The following is an 18,432-nucleotide window of genomic DNA, read 5'->3' as shown; positions in this document are numbered from 1 at the left end:
AAACTAAAAGAATTATCGGATGACCAATAGCAAAATAGAGTTTTAAGAAATTATCAAAATGAAAGCGATTTTGTCCACTCCACCATGTTTGAGACACCTTGCTGACATGAAACTTTGGGTGCCCAGCCCAAAATCTGATGTGCTTTACGAATATCAGCAATAAAACAGTCTTGGTCACTTGCACGACGTGGAGTAGAAATAAATTGAAGATGTGGAATACGGTTAATATCAGATAATAATGAGAACAGCTCTAGTAAACTAAGAGAGTTATCAAAACCACCTCCAATATTAAAGATTTCACCATTTAGTTTGGACTTGTTCTCGAAAGCCGACGAATAGAGAGTTATCAAATCATCCACATGAAGAACATCTCTAACCTGCTTTCCTGTACCAGCAATAGTAAATGGTTCAGGAGAAGCATTAGACTCAAAAGATTTCATCTGTTCGATAGATTTTTTACAAAACCAACCAATCCATCCTTGATCAAAAGATGCAAATTGACGGCCTCCGAATATGGATGAATGTCTGAATACGACAGTACTCAAACCATAAACGCGTGACCAATCGCGCACGTATTGGTCAGCCGATCCCTTAGAGCATCCGTAAGGTGTTGAAAAATCCAAGGGGAGGTTCTCATCTAAACCATTAGGAAAGTCGGGCAATTTATAGCGCGTCGAAGTTTCCTCATAGCGAAGGTGCTCAAGATCACCATACACCTTGTTAGTGCTACTGTAAGCAAGTAAAGCATTAGGTGAGTGTAGTCTTACAGCCTCTAATATGTTAAAAGTACCAACAACATTAGTATACATATCTCGGGAAGGATCCGATAATGAGGTGGTCATAGCAACTTGTCCACCAACATGTACTACGAAATCAAAAGGTCCGTATCTACGAAAAACTGATAATACAACCTCATTATCAGCTATATCACCTTGAACAAAATCAAAAGAACTGTTATGAGACGCAGCCTTTTGTGCAAGCCAAGAAAGATTATCAGAAGACCCTAGTCTAAAGAGGCCATCAATGACTATAACTTGACATTGTTTAGAAAGGTAGTGCGCAGCGAGGTTTGAACCGAGAAAACCGCATCCGCCGGTAATAAGTACTTTCATGTTAGGGCAATAATAAGGTTTAAAAATGAAGACCAATTAAATCTGGTACCATTCGCATGATCTGATTAGACCTTGAAGGGATAGATCCTGGCAAGAGACTCCCAATAGCACCAAATGATTCCCATTGTGTAGTTGCAAATTGCAAAAGAGACATTGAATCCCCAGAACCGATATTAACAACTAATGGTGAACCAGATTTTATGTCGGAACGATGACACGCTTCTATAAAGTGAGAGGCGGCTGAAGAAACAGACATAAAATCTGTAACTTGATCTCCAGAAGTCATTGGAAAATCTTTCTTGTTGAGAGCAGCATGACGTAAAGAAGGCCAAAAGTTTCCGGAAAATTGGCCGATGCCGTAAACATTAAAAAGCCGACCGTAGAACAATTCAAGCTTATTTTGGATGGCGAAAGCTCTCAATAATTGAAAGGAACATGCTTTACTTGCACCATAGGCATTTAGTGGTTCAAGCGCTGCATTGGGAGGAATTAAACTGAATAATTCTGCGGTTGCTCCATATTCATGACTGGTACCCGCTGCTATAAATCGTCTGACACCAGCATCAGCAGCTAATTCCATAAGGCGCAAACTAAGAGACACATTAGTATTTACTAAATCACTCCAGCTAGCAGGCTTAGGGCTAACACCAGTAGCTGCAAGATGAATCAATACATCAATATCCTTCAAAACAGATCTATCAACGTCTGCAAGCTCACAATTAAGCCATTCAGGATGAGTTTCAAGAGGAATGACTGTGGTAGAAGTGGAATTACGTCTTAAAGCTAAAACATCATGACCTGCATGCATCGCAGCGGACAGAACATAAGAGCCAATAAAACCCGTCCCACCTGTAATCAGTAGACGCATAAATTTCCAAGGCAAAAAAGGAATAATCTTAACAAAAAACTATGTCAATTCAAGAAAGGCAATGGAGGAATAAGGAAAAAGTAGACAAGCGAATAAGAAAAGGGTTCTGCAGTAGAGACATCTGAACATTGAAAAAGGAGCAACAAGAGAAATTATATAGACCAATCAATAAAAATGTCTTAAAAATATAATAAGAGTGAGAAGGCGGGGGTTTCAATATACGGCAAACGAATTAGACATTAACAGTCGCAAAAGCATTGATCACATCAACCTCTTTATTAAGCATATCTAGCGTCAATCCTGGATACGTTCCTAGAAAAAGAGTAGTATTCATAATAACATCGGAATCTGCCAAATCACCTATTAAACGCATCGATTCTGGGCGCTCCTGCCTCAACTGCACAAACGCAGGCTGACGCACCAGATTGCCACCAAACAGCATTCTGTTACCGATCATGTTTCGGTCCAACTCCTGCGCCAGCTCCGTACGACTAAACGGTGCTCCTGGCTTCACAGCTAACTTGAAGCCAAACCAGGAACATTCCGTACGGCAACCGGTGCTATCCCAGCTAAAACCCTCGTCCGGATCCCAACCGGTTGAATGGGTAGGCAGGGCAAATTCCAACACATCCTCAAGGTCGGCCAGCCCCTTCCGCAAAACTTCCCAGTTCTGTTTGCGGGCCTCGATGAACTCCGGAAGCCGTTGAAGTTGTACCCGACCAATGGCTGCCTGAGGATCCAGTGGTTTGAGATTGAATCCAAGATGGCTATAGGTGTACTTGTGGTCGTAGCCCTCGGGTAACTCACCAAGTTGCCAGCCAAAGCGCTTATTGCACGTGTTATCAATGCCGCTAGGACACCAACAGTCACGCCCCCAGTCCCGAAAACTTTCCGCAATCACCTTTAGCTTCTGATCACGAACGATATTGACGGCTCCGCCCTCTCCCATCGTGAGGTGATGGGGAGGATAAAAACTCTGAGTGCTGATGTCGCCCCAGGTTCCTGTCCAACGCACAACCCGATCAGGCCCTTCATCCAACCCGGGACTGTTTTCTTTGAAACCCAGGCTTTCTGCTAGTTCACGCGGCATCGAGTAGGTACAACCCAAAGCATCGCAGTTGTCTTCCACAAGCCAAAGGCCGTGTTGACGACAAAAACCAACTGTGGTGGCCAAATCAAATGGATTGCCCAATGCGTGGGCCATCATGACGGCCTTGGTTTTCCCTGGGCTGTAGGCGGCCTCAAGCTGTTCACAACGTGCATTTCCAGTAATCGGGTCAGCGTCAATGAACACTGGCACCGCACCCACCTGCAAAATGGGGGAAACTGTTGTTGGAAAACCAGCGGCAACAGTAATCACCTCATCACCAGGTTTAATTCGACGATCGCTCGGTAATTTGGGTGAGGTAAGAGCAGATATGGCGACCAGGTTCGCACTAGAACCAGAATTCACAAGCAGGCTATGGCGTACACCAATAAACTTGGCAAGTTCCTTTTGTAAGGCTTCTCCCTCAGTGCCTAGTGTCAGCCAAAAATCAAGCGTTGTGGAGACAGCTGCTTCAACCTCATCTTCTGTGAACACACGACCTGCATAAGGAATGGGATTACCGGCTGTCCATGGTTGACGAGATGGATCAGAGGCCGGTCGAAATGAAGAATGCACCTGGCGTGAATACTCACGGGTAAGACGCAAAATCTCTTGACGTAAGGCTGTGGGATCGGACATAGCGATAGAAAGAGAAAAAATTGTGTGATTAAAGACTCAAGTTTGATATGCCTGGAGATCAGCTATGCAGCAGTCCAATGGAGATAGACCCTGATGAACATTTCGGTACCAGGTAACAGTGCGCTCGACAGTCGTTGCATAATTCCAACGCGGCGACCAACCGAGATAATGATAGGCCTTGTCGATTTGTAGATGGAGCAATCCCGCCTCGTGAGGTGATTGCGGATCACTTTTATCAACCCATTCTCCTGACCAATGGGACAGGATAGATTCCAATAATTCGCTTACAGGGCGGTTACTCTCTAAATGCGGTCCAAAATTGAACGATTCACAAGGTGGAGAAGAGTCAGAAGTCAAAACTTCTGCCAATCGTAGATATCCGGCGAGAGGCTCGAGTACATGTTGCCATGGACGAGTCGAAGCTGGATTTCGAACAGGGACCGGCGTTCCATGCTCTAAAGCTTGAATCGCATCAGGAATGATCCGGTCCTTGGCCCAATCACCACCTCCAATCACATTACCCGCACGAGCTGTTGCGATACGTAAGTAAGGAGTCTGATGTGAAGCATTACCGCAAAAACTGGATCGCCAACTAGAGATGGCAATTTCAGCAGCAGCTTTACTTGCGCTGTAGGGGTCGTGACCACCTAATCGATCAGTTTCACGATAACCATAAGACCATTCTCTATTTTGATAGACCTTATCCGTAGTAATCAAAACAACAGAGCAAGGTTTTTTTAGTGACTTTAAAGACTCCAATAAATTAAGTGTTCCTTGAACATTAGTCAACCAAGTACCCAGAGGATCTTCATAGCTTGCTCGAACCAACGGTTGTGCTGCAAGATGAAAAACTATATCGGGTTGCACGAATTGAACCCAATCCTTAAGGGTATCAAGATCAGTAAGATTTGATAAACAATGCTGGTTTTCTAAAAAATCAGGATAAGCAAAACTGACAAAATCAAATAAATTTTGTTTTGAGTCAGGTGCCAGTGAGTATCCAAAAACATCAGCCCCAAGTTGCTGAAGCCATAGAAACAACCAACTTCCCTTGAATCCAGTATGACCTGTGAGCAAGACCCGACGGCCTGACCAAAAATTGTTAGCAATCATGTCCAGCTTTTCCAAGGGGCACGGCCTTCTGACCACAGTTTCTCAAGTAATTGCTTGTCTCGCAGAGTATCCATTGGTTGCCAAAAACCATCGTGATGAAACGCAGTGAGTTGTCCCTCTCTGGCTAAGTTCTTGAGTGGATCCTGCTCCCAAACGCTTGTGTCATCTTCAATGTAATCCAAAACACTAGGATTTAAAACGAAGAAACCACCATTGATCCAACCACCATCGCCTTGAGGTTTCTCTTGAAAACCGTCAACCCTACAATCGTCACTGAGTTGCAAAGCTCCGTATCGACCCGGTGGTTGTACTGCAGTCACAGTCGCTTTTCGACCATGTTGCCGATGATGCTCAATTAATGATTTAATATCAACATCTGCAACACCATCGCCATAAGTAAAACAAAAATCATCATCCCCGAGATAATCTCCGACACGTTTTAGACGACCGCCTGTCATCGTTAATTCACCCGTGTCAACCAGAGTTATTTGCCAAGGCTCAGCTTTTTTATGATGCACTTCCATTGAGTTCAATCTCATATGAAATGTAACGTCACTCATATGCAAAAAGTAGTTGGCAAAATACTCCTTAATCACATACCCCTTATAACCACAGCAAATAATGAACTCATTAATGCCAAAAGAACTGTAGATTTTCAAGATGTGCCATAAAATCGGCTTACCTCCAATTTCGACCATAGGCTTTGGCTTGATTGAGGTTTCTTCGCTGATGCGAGTACCTAATCCACCAGCTAATAATACTGCTTTCATTTTTCAAAAGGAAAAGATCAAAAAAAAGATTCAGCAACAAATTAGAGAAAACTGAAATAACCCAATAAAGCAAAGCAAGTTTCCTCAAAACTTATTAAGGCGCCTTAGGTGGGCTAAACAATAAAGACATGATCATGAATCGAAAACCAATGAACCAAACATCTACCAAAAGCACATACGCCTATTCTCCACTGAAAACAAAGAACACAAATGGAGTAAAGTTATTGAGACCCTATTCAGCTATCAGCGGTTACCGAGCGAAACGATTTTGGGCAATTACTATAGCCAACAATGATGATACTAAACAATATTATTTCCGAGAAGCCTCAAGAACTGCTTCTTCCAAAAGTGGCAATATATTCTTAGCTACAGAAGCAAAATCAAAGCGCTCAAAAAACAATTGTCGGCCACGCTCAGCCATCTCAACCTTCGCCATTGGTGTCATTGCCAACCACTGCCTAAGAGCTTCTTCGGTGCCTAAAGCTGTATCGACATGAACGATTCCTGCGCCAGCTTGTGCCACATCAGCAGCAATGTTCACCGGCTCAGAGATTGCTACAGGCAACCCACAAGCCAAGGCTTCGGCTACAACAACGCCGAAGTTTTCCTGATGCGAAGGCAAGCAAAACAGTTCGGCTGAGCGATAAGCGCCCCACTTAAGGTCGCCACTGAGCATACCTGGCCAGCTTATGCGATCGGCAATGCCTAGCTCTGCTGATCGTTGTTGGAGGCCTGCCTGCAAATCCACCTGATCAGGCCCAGCTATCACAAGCTGCAAAGCAGGATCACTGAAGGCAATGGCAGCAAAGGCTTCTATCAATAGATCGACACCTTTTTTCGGATGGATGCGGCTGAGAAAAAGTAGAATACGTTGACCGCGCAGATGGGGGAAACGCTCCATAAACGCAATCCTCTGAGCGCGTACATCAGATGGTGGTGGAGAGGTGCCGTAGCCCACTACCTTTTCTTTGGCCTTATAAAGCCAGAACGAATCTCGAGCCAGCAACCGCTCCTGCTCTGTGGTAAAAAAAACAGCTTCGGCGTCACGTAGCACGTTGTAATCTGCCCAAGGCCAATAGGCCGATTTCTTTAAGTGCTTAATCGGATACGTGCGCTTGAACCATGGATCAAGCATGCCATGGGTGTAGACAAAATATGGCAGGCCGATTGCACAAAAAACTCTCCAACATGCAAAGGAATGATAACTCCAAATTCCTTCAACAATCGCGACATCAAAACGTCTAGCTATTCGTCTGATTTCAGACAACAATCCAATTCTATAGCCATATTTATTATTTATACGACCCATGCATATTAAATCACCATTTAGATCGTTAGACCAAGGCGAGTCCGTATCATCAAAGCACAAGATTTTGACATCAAAACCATTATTTCTTAAGGGCTGGTGCATTTCTCTAATTCCAGTTGAGATACCACCAGCAGACGGATCCATTGAGCGGACAACACGAAGCAACTTCATACGAAAATGAGAAATGGAACACCAAAATTAAACAATAAAGATATAAAACTAAACATAAACTTCTTCAAGAAATACCCCCAGGTTTTTTACGGAATACAAATTCTTATCGCTAATGAATTGATGCTTATTCCTAATCTCACTCCAATCAGAAATAAAACAGAAGTCAAGGCCAAAACGTGATGAAACCATATAATCATAAGCGCTATCACCGAAAAAGATTGCTGGTTTAATTAAAGTATTGGTTAAAATCTCACGCTTTAGAATAATATCTTTGGAATCAGGACTACCAAATATGCCACCATCAAACAAAGACTTGATAGAACGACTTTCGAAGACAGAATGTAACTCTTTCTGGTCACCACCAGAAACTACTACCCATTTAACATCATTGTATTTATATCGCAATCTGCCTAAATGCTCAGAAATCTGACAATTTAACAAGCCATTGATTACATTGAAGGAATAGCGATCAAGAAGAATATCAAGCAAAGATTGTCTAGAAAGCTGAAAATCCGATAAAGAAATAATATTATCAATAAAGTATTCAAACTTTATATATCTAGATATACCACCTCTAGATTTATGATATTCAACGAGTTTACGAGCCTTATCCTCACCAAAGTCAATCACAGAATCCCAGAATGCCTTAGTTTTAACATTATTAGAGTTTAAGATTACTCCATCGCAATCAAAAATAAAAGTTTTATAAGATGACATATCGTGTCTCATAATTCAATAATATCAGATTTGATAAGCTGCTCGGCGAAAGTAAAGTCATCAGGCCAATCTACATCAAAAGACTTAAATTGATCTAAAACATATAATAAAGGTTTTTTCCCAATCCTATCACTAAATTCATTGTAAACAATTGATGACGCAATGAAAGCAGCACTATTGACTTCGTACAGCCGTGGAAGTGTTTGGGTACGAGGCCATTTTTCAATAGTTCTATTATAATTTAAAGGTGCGCTATCATTCCAAACAAAGTTACGTATCAAGGAAGTAGTCATGAGCGAATCGTATCCCTCACTTAATGCTTCAAAATATGATTTAATAAGTTTATCATAGCACTTAGAAGATACAAAAGGAGATGTTACGTGAGTCCACAATATGTGGGCATTAGGAATACATTTTGACGCATGAAGAATTAAATCATCAGTACTCGTTGCATTAGTGCATAAATCCTCGGATCTGCGATGGATACACAATTTTGCTGATTTAATAGAACTTGCATATTCCAAAATAAGCTGATCATTGGTCGATAAAAAGATTGAATCTACCATATTTGCTTCAATAAGTTGATTAATTTTGATTTGAATAAGACCATAATCGAAGTGGGCAATAGGCTTAATATTCTTTTTTGGTACTCTTTGACTACCACTCCGACAGGGAAGAAATGCAACAACTTTTCGAGAAGGAACCTTAATAGTGTTTTCCATAATAATTAAATATATCCATAGACACTTTTAGTGTTAAGATTATAACGTGTAGGAGTAATGGAAGTATATTTATCTAAATCTGAAACTTGAGAAAAGAGATCAAATATGGTTTCTGCTTCATGATTACGTGGATCATCTGCACTATAGCCATCAAAGCCTGCCATATACACATGATTGGCTTTGCCACAAATAGTCAATGCAAGGGAATAGGCTAGAACAAGAGAGTAAGGGACAATGCAACGATTCTCAAAAAACGAAAAAGAATTATCCGATGACAATGATATGCCAAAGTCATGGACAGTCTTATACTTTAAGTCATCTCTTATATAAGAGGGTAGAGCGGAAATTGGAGCAATTAACGGTACAGAAGATCTCAAATGAAAATCAAGATCTGCAAGTAATCGCAAAGGATGGCATGCGATTGAATAATCAATAAGAGATGAATCAATATTTGTTTGTAAATTATAGGCTATTACAACAGGTGAATACTTAGTTATAAAAGCTCGAATAGCATCCTTGTGAGCTTCAACACCAGGTCCAGTAGCTAATAGGAGTACATCTTTATTCTCTAAGACAAGACATGGTGACCATTGACCAGAAACATTATTTTCAGTGTAGATTTGCCTTGCATTTTGAAGCGCATCAACAGAAAAACTATTACTACTTGATTTCTGCAAATAGTTGATTACAGAAAACCTATCTGGCGTTGAAAAACGGGAATCTTGTAACATACATTGAATATATGAAGGATGAATACTATATTTACCGGCTAGATAATAATATACGTTTGTGCCCCATTTATAAAGGTGCTTTAATGGATAAAAATGGTTTTCAATAAGTGCCATTAACTGCAGGATGGAAAGCTGATCACCTCTGAGAAGGGCTAACTCAAGGCAGAGTTCCTCTGTTCGTGCGTTACCTGCTCCTCGCCCCATGCCAGTAACAGTAGAATCAACCCATTTAACACCAGACTTAATTGCATGTAAGGTATTTGATAATGCAAGACCGATGTTATCGTGAGTATGAATACCAATACTATTAGGCCAATAGGATTGAATAACATCTATAATAGATTCAATATCGCTATTATTCATAGAACCCAAGCTATCCGCAAAATAAAGAACTGACAAAGAACTATCGGAAAGCTGGGCTAGACATTGTGAAACTTCCTCAGGATTAGCTTCAGATATTTGCATGACATTCAAACAAACTTGGTATCCTTTCGAGGCAAGATATTCTATAGAAGAAAGAGATCCATGAACATGATTAATATTCGAAGCAATCCTCACTATATCAACATGAGAATCTATTGCATCAATAGGAAATAATTGGTCAATAAATGAGATTTTATCGTCATAAGCTACAAGCTCCGAGGCATTTACCATGACAGCTACTTTCAACTCTTTAGGTATATTTAAAGAGCCAAGGAAGGATTCACTAGAATATGCATTAGGCCCCTTAAAACAAGAATTACTTAGAGATCTAAGACCAATTTCTACAATATCTATATTAGAAGACTTCATTGCAACAAGATAGTCTGTAATAAGACTTTCGGAAAATTGCCAAGAATTATAGTACCCTCCATCACGAAGAGTGCAATCTAAATGGACTATAGAATCAAATGTCATAACAAATAAAAGATGAAGGGTGTAAGGTATTCAAGAAAAGCATTGATCTTGCTTCCATAAATCAAACAAACTAATATCGTATTTATTATAGTATTTAATAATTAATAATTCCTCCCGAGACGGTGGCCTATAAGAAGAACTTCTTGAGTGAAATTGCGGAATAACAGGAATGTCGTTTGTCATAGAAGGTGGCGCACAATAATTAAAATATTTTTTTGTAAACAATTCTAACGAGGAAGTGAGATTATCAAAATCGAATACCCAAAAAAACATTTTTAAGTTGTCCCTCGCAAGTTGAACAGATTTATTGTTTAGATTGTCAGAAAGGTTTGCCGTCATATATTTGGTCATCATATTTCTACATTCCCAGCAATGATTAATAAAATATTCTAAAGAATCATGCGTTGTATACTTGTGATATGAATTGCCACAATCACGTATTGACATTTGATAATACGACCAAACTCTCTCGAAAGGGTCTCTATGACAGGTTGTATATTTATATATTGCGGGGTCAGCATATATACTAACAGGACAATGATTCTTATAGCAAATATTTATTCCAAAGGCATATTCCCTCAAAACCTCAAAGTACTTAGCAATAGAAGTACCAGCAGTCTTAGGTACATGAACAAAACAGAGATCGTCAGTACTAAGTTTATATCTGTTATTGTGGAAACCACGAAAGGCATTAGAGACTCTGATAGTATAATCAGTATCAAGAAGAGAATCTAGAGCTAAAAAGGGAGAAAGAATGATTGGTTTAATCATTTAACAGTAAGCATACAAATTGAAACAATTAGATTTAATCAGGCAATTCTTTAAACTTATGAGGATCAGTGTAGAGGTTAAAATTAAGTAAACCTATGGTGTTAAGAGAATACACTAATTTTCCATTTGAAATAAGTTCCTCTACTAACTTAGCCCAAGAAAGCATGAAGTGTTGATGTAAAGTTAGGGACTCTATCATAGAATAAAAACTTGATGTCGCAGAATCTTTTTTATCATCAGAAAAAGAATGGGAAGGGATGTCGAGAATCTGTCGGAATAGACCATCACCATTCATTCCACAATAAGCTATTGCCTTGTAATCTAAATTTGAGGCTAAAGATAATGAAGCAAGCATAACATTCAGACCATAACAGTCGTAAATATTTTTAAAAGGCAAGGCTCCATAAGCTGATGGGAAGTAGATAGGATTAATCCAATTAACTCTATGATTGTGAATGTAATTAGCAAGCAAGGGATGGCGATACCATCTTATGTCAAGTAAAACGTGAGTAGTATCTGTGAGACCCAATATTTTATCAATCATGGAAACATTCCATTCACCCGAAATAATTTTCGGGTCGATTATTAAGTGGAGTAATGGATTAAGTTTAGAAAAACATGAAAGCTTATATGAATGATTGCATGTAAATATATCAATATCAGAACCTACAAATTGGTTTAGGTCAATTTCAGATGTATTGGGTCCATTACCTATCAACAAGCACTTCCCATTATTTTTGAGTTTATTGAGATCATATGATGTCTGCTGTAGTGTAATACGTTGACTAGAGCTTGATTTCAGAATATTATTAGAGAAGCGCCAAAGATTTAAAAATTTAACCAGCTTATGCTCAAGATTAATTTTTTGTGTAAGAAGAAGACCCATAATAGATTAACAATTAAATAGAAATGAATAAAATTAAAGACGAATGTTGTATTTTCAATTTTACATACTATATAAAAGTTCTCTCCAAGATTCACCGTAAGTGTCCCATCCATGAAGCTGTGAGGCAAGCTTAAAATTATTATCTGATATTTTCTTTCTAAAATCTGGATTTGCAGCTAATACCTTAATAGCTGATTCAATTTCAATGGATGATTTAGATCGGACTAATAAACCATTTATATTATTAGTTAAAAGATTAGTTCCTCCTGTTTCAAAGGTGTAAATAATTGGAAGTCCATATGAAATTGCTTCACCAATAACAAGTGCTAATCCTTCAATTAAGGATGGTAAAACAAATACATTAGATGTTTGATAATAGCTGTGCAGAGTCTCTTTATCACACTGCCCAAGTATAGATATATCTGTTAGGTCAATATTTGATAAGAGTGAATCAGTCTCACTAACATTAGCTCCTATTAAATAAAGGTGCTTATTTTTTATATCTAGATCTGTAAATGCTTTAAGCAAATAAGGTAAACCTTTTCTTATTGACAATTGACCTACGAAAAGAATATTAAATTGATCGTTAACAGAAGTATATTTCTTACATGTTTTATTCTTGCTTACTTTTGAACAACCATAAGGAATAATTGTGATTTTTTTTGGATCAACTTCGTTTTCTACCAGAGAGGATTTAACAAATTCCGATGGACAAACAATATGATCAGCAATCGAAAGACTCTTTTGTATTCTGGTTATATGAAAACTACAATGATTAAAATAACTAAGATTATATTTCTTAAACTCATCACAAAGAACTTTATTCATATAAAGTGGATGTGCAATAGGAACATCAAGAATGAATTTACCTCCCTTACTTTTTATATAAAATCCAGACCATGTGATATTATTTGAAAGTCCTATTAAAACGTTACAGTTTGAACGGAAAACTAAGTTTATTAATACTTCTAAGTCAAATATGGAGTCACCTAAACCTTTTAATGTAACTGCAAATCGTGGAGACAAATGAATTAGTTTTCTCCCTAATAAGTTTATAAATAAACCAAGTGAAGAAACAGTGTGCAATCTATCTTTGATTATAATTGATACTTTTTTTTCACTTAGAAAGGTATACCATTTCTGAAAGCTATGTAATGAGAAAAGTTGGATGGCTAATTTATCATAATGAAACCTCATCGTTGAGGCAATAGATAAAGAGATGATTTTCATTATGCGAAAAGAATAATTAAGTAAATAAGAATGGATAAGATTTAGAAAACAAGGCTATAGCACTCTTTTATTTATTATTGATCATATGTAGTGAAATACTGGAATCGTTCAAAATCAATGCCATAGTAATCTCTTACATATTTAACTGCAATTGGAGTCAAGCTAAGATTTTGTTTTTTGCAATTTTCTGAATATGAGCGATTATTTAAAGGGTTTAACTTATTTTTTGGAATTATTGCCGTCTCAGGAATACGGTGAAGCTTGTATTTGTTGGCAATTAAATCAATGTCTAAATCTTCAAGCTTGTATATATCTACCTTCTGATTGTCTAGGAAATAGTTATCTATAAAAGCATATTGAGTTCGTTTATGAGCTAAAATATTATGTTTAATTGAAGTTGGCTTATGATAAGGCCAATATTTACAAAAATGCTCCAATTCAGTAATGTTCCATTTTTCAGGCTTAACATGATGACAGAATAAGCTAATTATGCGACTATAAGGATTTCTACATATGCAAATTATATTTTTACTATGTAGATTATCTATTAAATTAAGGATGCATATTTCCGATAATGTGAGATGCTGACCAACTAAAGAATAATCTATCATCCCCCTCAGAAAAAGCTTAGATTTTTTTGAGTATCTGTTTAATATATATTTTGCTACATTAGAAAGAAATGATCTATTGGTTTGATTTTCATTATTACCTGGATTGTCAGACATAAAAAGCCTGTCTTCAACATACTTTCCACCATTCTTAGGTATGTGTATAAATAAGAAGTTACTGTTAGGAAGGTAAGGCATGATAGTTGGAATTAAATATTAATTATATAGTGTAAGTTTAAGTACTATCGGTAATGTATGCCTGCTTAGAGGAATAAATTAAACAGCTTAAAGCAATACCGAATACAACTAACATACTCTGGGAATTGTTGATTCTGAATGGAAAAGCTAGTAAGTACAAAATGGAATTCGATATAAGCAAATATCCAATTATAGATAAACCATCATTGTTTTTTAGTGTTAATCGAATTCCTTTGAAAAAGAAATGCAAACCAATTCCAAGTTTAAAAAATATAAGAACTAGCAAGCCATTGAACCAACCGAGGGAGCACAGAATCCTAGTAGGTTCAAATTCTCGTATAAAAGCGGGACAATAAGTTGAAAATACAACACTATCTCTAATATCTTGATTGTTTATAGTCGAGCCAATTCCAACCCTTGGAAAAACAGAATAACTGAAATTTAAGGGATAGGTATCAGAAATAACTCCCCATCTCATTAATATTCTAACGGGAGGTGCTTCCGCAGTCGTAATGCGATGTATACCACCTGAGAAGGAATCAAGCGAAGCTATTGAAGAAAGAAAATTAGGGGAAAAAATAAATATTAATAATGCAACTAATGTAGAAATCAACAAAGACTTTAAGGAAAATAATTTACGAACATTTTTTATATTTATATATGGCAGCACTACAGCAATTAAAACGTAAAGTGAATATGATCGCGATGTAAGATTTAATACCGCTGATGCTAATGAGAGAATGATTAAAGTATTCATCATTCTCTCAGGAAATCTAATTAAATAATACGAATATTGGCGGGTTTTCTTAATGTAGTTAGCAGTTAATATTGCTATGGCCTGAAAAGAACCATTAGCTACCGAAAAAATTCCTCTGGCTTTACCTGCAATACCTCCCATAGTGGTATGACCATCAAAATCACCACTGACTCCTAAATTCAAAAAATGTGTTGGGCCCAACAATGATTGAACGATTGACATAGCTGCATTAGCTAAACCAAAAATAATAATCAACTGCAATATTTTTATTACCAATCTTTGGTCTAATAATTTGTAACCGTTATCTACCAGGAAAAAATTAATCGAAGGTGCAATGAATAGCGCTAATAAATCAATAAATACATTTTCTAATCGAAAATAATCATTTGCAAATATAAGAGAGGTGAATGTCAACAGCAGCATAAGAGAAATATGAAATTTAGATTTAGAAATATAAAAAGTACCGATTTTATAGAATAATGGAATATACTTAATCAATGTCAGTGCTACCGATGCAAATATATACTTTCTAACTGTAGATTCCAAGCAAAAAATTAAAACAAATAGGTACATTTTAGAGTCGCTAGATTTGATTTTAGGTGTTCAGCAATCCAGGATGTTGAATTGTAAGTTCACTGTAAGTACCTACATCTAGAATTGTTCCATCAGAAAATAAAACTATTTTATCAAAATATGGAAGAATGCTTCTGCTGTGAGTAATTGCCAGAAGAGTGTAATTCAGACGTTTTAGATTCTGTATTATTTTGAGCTCAGTATCTCTATCCATTGCACTAGTTGCTTCATCCAAAAACATTATATCTCTTGCACGAAAAATAGCTCTAGCTAATGAAATGCGTTGCCTTTGTCCACCACTCAACATAGAGCCTCTTTCCCCCACTCTTGTGTCATAACTATCTGGTAACGCCTCAATATAAGCATGTATCTCAGACAGCTTTGAAGCCAATAATATATCATTAAAGTTAGCTTTGTGGATGTCTTGAAAGTTTGAAATATTATCCATGATACTTGCATCATTTAAACAAAAATCTTGTGCTATATGTGAAAAACTATTCTGCCAACGCTTTGTTGCTTCTACGGAGGCGTAAATATCATTACCTTTAAATTGAACATTTCCACTCGTTGGCTTTAACAGGCCCATGATAATATCTAAACAAGTTGACTTACCACTTCCAGTCTTTCCAATAAAAGCTACTGATTCACCTAATCGTATTCTAAAGTTAATATTTCTAAGCTGATATGAGTCATCAGGATCTTGTGAATATTTAAATGAAACGTTGTTTAGTTCAATTAAATTTGGTGATTTATTTGTACCAAAATGACCATAATCTTTTCCTTTATGCTTTGAAGAGATTGAATGCGCATCATAAGTTTTACTACCCACAGCCTCTAAAACAGATACTAATGCTGAATCGTTAGCAAACAAACCATTAAAAGCACTAAATATTTGCTGTAAAGGTTGAATGATGCGTGCTAAACTTATTAAGAATGTACCCTGAATTGCCAGTGATGATGCAGAGGGGTTTAGAAAGTATGAAATAGTTGATGTTAATAATAAAATAATAATAAACAAATATTCAATTATAATTTTTGGATTTGATTGTAATTTTTTATTATCGGCTATTGCGCTTCGAAAATTAAATACAGCATTTCTATAGTTTTTAATATTAAAATCAAATGAATCTTGTAAAATTAGCTCTTTAATTAGAGAGGTGAACTCTTGAGCATAATTTACAACTTTAGCATATTCTTTCACTCTGATTACTCCATTCTTCTTTGCTCTAATCGATGTATAGCTTAATACGTAAACATAATATATGATTAAGAGGAAAGATATAACAGCTGTGTTGATCGGATCAATAAGAATCAGACTAAAGGCAATTAATAACACCAAGGTTGAACTTGGGACAACAAGTGTTAAGCTTAAAATTACTCCTTGTGTCTGTTCTACATTATTAGTTATTAATGATAATACATCACTTGAGTTTGATTGTTTGTGCCATATGTATGGTTTCTTTAATATTTGTGACAATGAATCAGTTGCTAACTGAGTACCAATTGCTGATGACAGATTGAGTGCAAAATTATTACAATAGATTCTAGTAGATAGTGCGATAATATTGATTAATACATAAGCAATACACATAAGTATTAACAGTGAATTCTGATTAAGTTGTAATAGAGAAAGAAATGAATATCTTTGTAAATTTGCTAATAGCTCCTCAGGTTTGCTAATAATTTCAAGAAAGGGAATAGTCAGACCAATACCAATTATATTTATAAAAGAAGAGGCTATACTAACAACAACCAGAAATAAAAAGTTCTTTTTATTTTCTTTGGATAAAATGAAATAAAGACTTTTCAAGAATTTAGCTTTTTTTTGCAGTTTTTTCGAATATTTTATAATGTTATTCATCAACGAAGTCACTCTAGATCAAGTTGGTATAAGTAGACAAGCCTTTAGCTTTTAGCAAGCAATTAACTAAGGCATAATCATTTTCTAGAAAGTTTTTCAAAAATTCTATATTATCAGAGTTAATTATAGGATATTTATTTTTAGGTTTATCAAATTTTTGAATATTTTTTGTTATGTCTTGACTGCAATCAATTTTCTTTAAAAATAATGAAACATCGCTTTCCATGTGTTCTTGTCTAAACACAAAGAAAATACTGTCTGAATATTTTTTGATTGTCAATAAGTCTTTAATCCAGTAATCATAGCTTAAAAATCTTCCCATATGGTCATTATGTAGACACGAGTATTGAATTGTATGCTTAGGATCTCGCTTTAAGTCATCAATATACTTATTAACATCATGATATTTTGAATAAAATTTTAGCAGATTATATTCAAGTTTATCTTTTCTTTTGTGTAGTACAGAATAAAAGGATGATTCGAAGCGTGTAATGGGGTCTCTAACAGATATAAGAATCTTGCTCTTCAAAGCTAAATGATTGATTTTGATTTCATGCGCACGATGCAGTACTTTAACATTTTTGAAGTTGCTAAATGAACGTACTAAAAATGAACCAGCAGCTTTTGTAGGATGTACATAGCAGAAGTCATAATTTTTAGCTTCATTTTCAAAAATACGTTTATTTTTTATGTCTTTAAAAAATTCTTTTATTCTAAGTTGTTTTGGCTTTGATATATTGTTTAGATTTTGTTTGTTCATTTTATTAGAGACGATTTTCATCTGTAAGGGTATTTGAATAGGAATGTTTGTTAAAGCTAGACAGGAGATAATTAGATATTTGATATTCCTCGGCTAAGTATGACTTCAAGTAATTTATGTTGCTTTCAGATAGTTTGGGATACTTTGATTCAGGTTTCTTGTTCTTTTTCCACTTAATATTATCTGGAACAATTCCATACAAGTCGTAAATATCTTTTAAATCCAGATCAATGTACTCAGTTCTTATGACATTTAATATCTTTGACCTATTTTTTTTTATTTGCCTAATGGAGCCAAACCAATAACTTAGTCTTGAATAACGGCTAAGCATTGGAACTGATCGATTGCCCCAACAATATTTCTGTACAATGCTAGGATTAGCAATCAATTCTTTGGTAAATTCATTGACATCTGGATAACGCATATACAATTCAGACTCTTTGTTGTTAAGATTCTGTTTCATGTGGAGTTTTGAATAAAATGCTGATTCAAACCGTTTTATTGGATCACGTAAACAGACAATAGCCTTTTGCCTACTATTAAGGTGATGTAACTTAATTTCATGCCAATCATCGATATAAACATTTAAGTAATTGTTTAACTGGGATCTTAAATAGGTACCTCCAGCCTTAGGCACGTGAATAAAAACCAG

At 36.4% G+C, this 18,432-nt stretch carries 16 protein-coding genes; all 16 read right to left on the bottom strand.

Annotated elements, in window-relative coordinates:
• Positions 1-53: 53 nt before the first annotated feature.
• Positions 54-1,112, bottom strand: coding sequence for an SDR family NAD(P)-dependent oxidoreductase (locus tag SynROS8604_RS01290; protein WP_186544862.1), 1,059 nt, complete (start codon positions 1,110-1,112; stop codon positions 54-56).
• Between the two features lie 19 nt (positions 1,113-1,131).
• Positions 1,132-1,980: an NAD(P)-dependent oxidoreductase gene (locus tag SynROS8604_RS01285; protein ID WP_186544861.1), complete on the bottom strand. Its 849-nt coding sequence runs from the start codon at positions 1,978-1,980 to the stop codon at positions 1,132-1,134.
• Between the two features lie 232 nt (positions 1,981-2,212).
• Positions 2,213-3,706: a lipopolysaccharide biosynthesis protein RfbH gene (gene rfbH / locus SynROS8604_RS01280; protein ID WP_186544860.1), complete on the bottom strand. Its 1,494-nt coding sequence runs from the start codon at positions 3,704-3,706 to the stop codon at positions 2,213-2,215.
• A gap of 36 nt (positions 3,707-3,742) precedes the next feature.
• Complete coding sequence (gene rfbG / locus SynROS8604_RS01275; RefSeq protein WP_186545736.1) at positions 3,743-4,819, bottom strand: CDP-glucose 4,6-dehydratase; 1,077 nt, start codon at positions 4,817-4,819, stop codon at positions 3,743-3,745.
• Entirely contained in the window at positions 4,816-5,589 is a 774-nt protein-coding gene (gene rfbF, locus SynROS8604_RS01270) for a glucose-1-phosphate cytidylyltransferase (RefSeq protein WP_186544859.1), read from the bottom strand. Before rfbF ends, rfbG begins: the two co-directional genes overlap by 4 nt.
• A 310-nt stretch (positions 5,590-5,899) precedes the next feature.
• Positions 5,900-7,042: a glycosyltransferase gene (locus SynROS8604_RS01265; RefSeq protein WP_255445124.1), complete on the bottom strand. Its 1,143-nt coding sequence runs from the start codon at positions 7,040-7,042 to the stop codon at positions 5,900-5,902.
• Positions 7,043-7,117: 75 nt separating this feature from the next.
• Positions 7,118-7,798: an HAD family hydrolase gene (locus SynROS8604_RS01260; RefSeq protein ID WP_186544857.1), complete on the bottom strand. Its 681-nt coding sequence runs from the start codon at positions 7,796-7,798 to the stop codon at positions 7,118-7,120.
• On the bottom strand, positions 7,795-8,508 hold the full coding sequence (locus SynROS8604_RS01255) for a cytidylyltransferase domain-containing protein (protein WP_186544856.1): 714 nt from the start codon (positions 8,506-8,508) through the stop codon (positions 7,795-7,797). The genes SynROS8604_RS01260 and SynROS8604_RS01255 overlap by 4 nt, the downstream gene beginning before the upstream one ends.
• Before the next feature lie 5 nt (positions 8,509-8,513).
• On the bottom strand, positions 8,514-10,136 hold the full coding sequence (locus tag SynROS8604_RS01250) for an aldolase catalytic domain-containing protein (protein ID WP_186544855.1): 1,623 nt from the start codon (positions 10,134-10,136) through the stop codon (positions 8,514-8,516).
• Positions 10,137-10,941: 805 nt separating this feature from the next.
• Positions 10,942-11,793: a hypothetical protein gene (locus SynROS8604_RS01240; RefSeq protein WP_186544853.1), complete on the bottom strand. Its 852-nt coding sequence runs from the start codon at positions 11,791-11,793 to the stop codon at positions 10,942-10,944.
• A gap of 60 nt (positions 11,794-11,853) precedes the next feature.
• Complete coding sequence (locus SynROS8604_RS01235) at positions 11,854-13,023, bottom strand: glycosyltransferase family 4 protein (RefSeq protein WP_186544852.1); 1,170 nt, start codon at positions 13,021-13,023, stop codon at positions 11,854-11,856.
• A gap of 74 nt (positions 13,024-13,097) precedes the next feature.
• Positions 13,098-13,829 (bottom strand): sulfotransferase family 2 domain-containing protein, encoded by a 732-nt coding sequence (locus SynROS8604_RS01230; RefSeq protein ID WP_186544851.1) that lies wholly within the window; start codon positions 13,827-13,829, stop codon positions 13,098-13,100.
• Positions 13,830-13,866: 37 nt separating this feature from the next.
• On the bottom strand, positions 13,867-15,000 hold the full coding sequence (locus tag SynROS8604_RS01225; protein WP_186544850.1) for a hypothetical protein: 1,134 nt from the start codon (positions 14,998-15,000) through the stop codon (positions 13,867-13,869).
• Between the two features lie 181 nt (positions 15,001-15,181).
• Positions 15,182-17,032 (bottom strand): ABC transporter ATP-binding protein, encoded by a 1,851-nt coding sequence (locus SynROS8604_RS01220; protein WP_186544849.1) that lies wholly within the window; start codon positions 17,030-17,032, stop codon positions 15,182-15,184.
• A gap of 1 nt (position 17,033) precedes the next feature.
• Positions 17,034-17,801, bottom strand: a complete 768-nt coding sequence (locus SynROS8604_RS01215) for a hypothetical protein (RefSeq protein ID WP_186544848.1) — start codon at positions 17,799-17,801, stop codon at positions 17,034-17,036.
• Complete coding sequence (locus SynROS8604_RS01210; protein ID WP_186544847.1) at positions 17,785-18,417, bottom strand: sulfotransferase family 2 domain-containing protein; 633 nt, start codon at positions 18,415-18,417, stop codon at positions 17,785-17,787. The genes SynROS8604_RS01215 and SynROS8604_RS01210 overlap by 17 nt, the downstream gene beginning before the upstream one ends.
• Between the last annotated feature and the right edge of the window lie 15 nt (positions 18,418-18,432).

Origin of the sequence: Synechococcus sp. ROS8604, assembly GCF_014279655.1 — a bacterium.
Lineage (GTDB): Bacteria > Cyanobacteriota > Cyanobacteriia > PCC-6307 > Cyanobiaceae > Synechococcus_C.
Note: the sequence above shows the minus strand (reverse complement) of the source record. Positions and strands in the feature narration are given on the sequence as shown.

Excerpts from the sequence above, each read along its gene's own strand:
- SynROS8604_RS01250 (WP_186544855.1), bottom strand. The coding sequence starts at position 10,136 with ATGACATTTGATTCTATAGTCCATTTAGATTGCACTCTTCGTGATGGA.
- rfbG (WP_186545736.1), bottom strand. The coding sequence starts at position 4,819 with ATGATTGCTAACAATTTTTGGTCAGGCCGTCGGGTCTTGCTCACAGGT.
- SynROS8604_RS01230 (WP_186544851.1), bottom strand. The coding sequence starts at position 13,829 with ATGCCTTACCTTCCTAACAGTAACTTCTTATTTATACACATACCTAAG.
- rfbF (WP_186544859.1), bottom strand. The coding sequence starts at position 5,589 with ATGAAAGCAGTATTATTAGCTGGTGGATTAGGTACTCGCATCAGCGAA.
- rfbH (WP_186544860.1), bottom strand. The coding sequence starts at position 3,706 with ATGTCCGATCCCACAGCCTTACGTCAAGAGATTTTGCGTCTTACCCGT.
- SynROS8604_RS01260 (WP_186544857.1), bottom strand. The coding sequence starts at position 7,798 with ATGAGACACGATATGTCATCTTATAAAACTTTTATTTTTGATTGCGAT.
- SynROS8604_RS01235 (WP_186544852.1), bottom strand. The coding sequence starts at position 13,023 with ATGAAAATCATCTCTTTATCTATTGCCTCAACGATGAGGTTTCATTAT.
- SynROS8604_RS01265 (WP_255445124.1), bottom strand. The coding sequence starts at position 7,042 with ATGGATCCGTCTGCTGGTGGTATCTCAACTGGAATTAGAGAAATGCAC.
- SynROS8604_RS01285 (WP_186544861.1), bottom strand. The coding sequence starts at position 1,980 with ATGCGTCTACTGATTACAGGTGGGACGGGTTTTATTGGCTCTTATGTT.
- SynROS8604_RS01290 (WP_186544862.1), bottom strand. The coding sequence starts at position 1,112 with ATGAAAGTACTTATTACCGGCGGATGCGGTTTTCTCGGTTCAAACCTC.
- SynROS8604_RS01240 (WP_186544853.1), bottom strand. The coding sequence starts at position 11,793 with ATGGGTCTTCTTCTTACACAAAAAATTAATCTTGAGCATAAGCTGGTT.
- SynROS8604_RS01215 (WP_186544848.1), bottom strand. The coding sequence starts at position 17,801 with ATGAAAATCGTCTCTAATAAAATGAACAAACAAAATCTAAACAATATA.
- SynROS8604_RS01255 (WP_186544856.1), bottom strand. The coding sequence starts at position 8,508 with ATGGAAAACACTATTAAGGTTCCTTCTCGAAAAGTTGTTGCATTTCTT.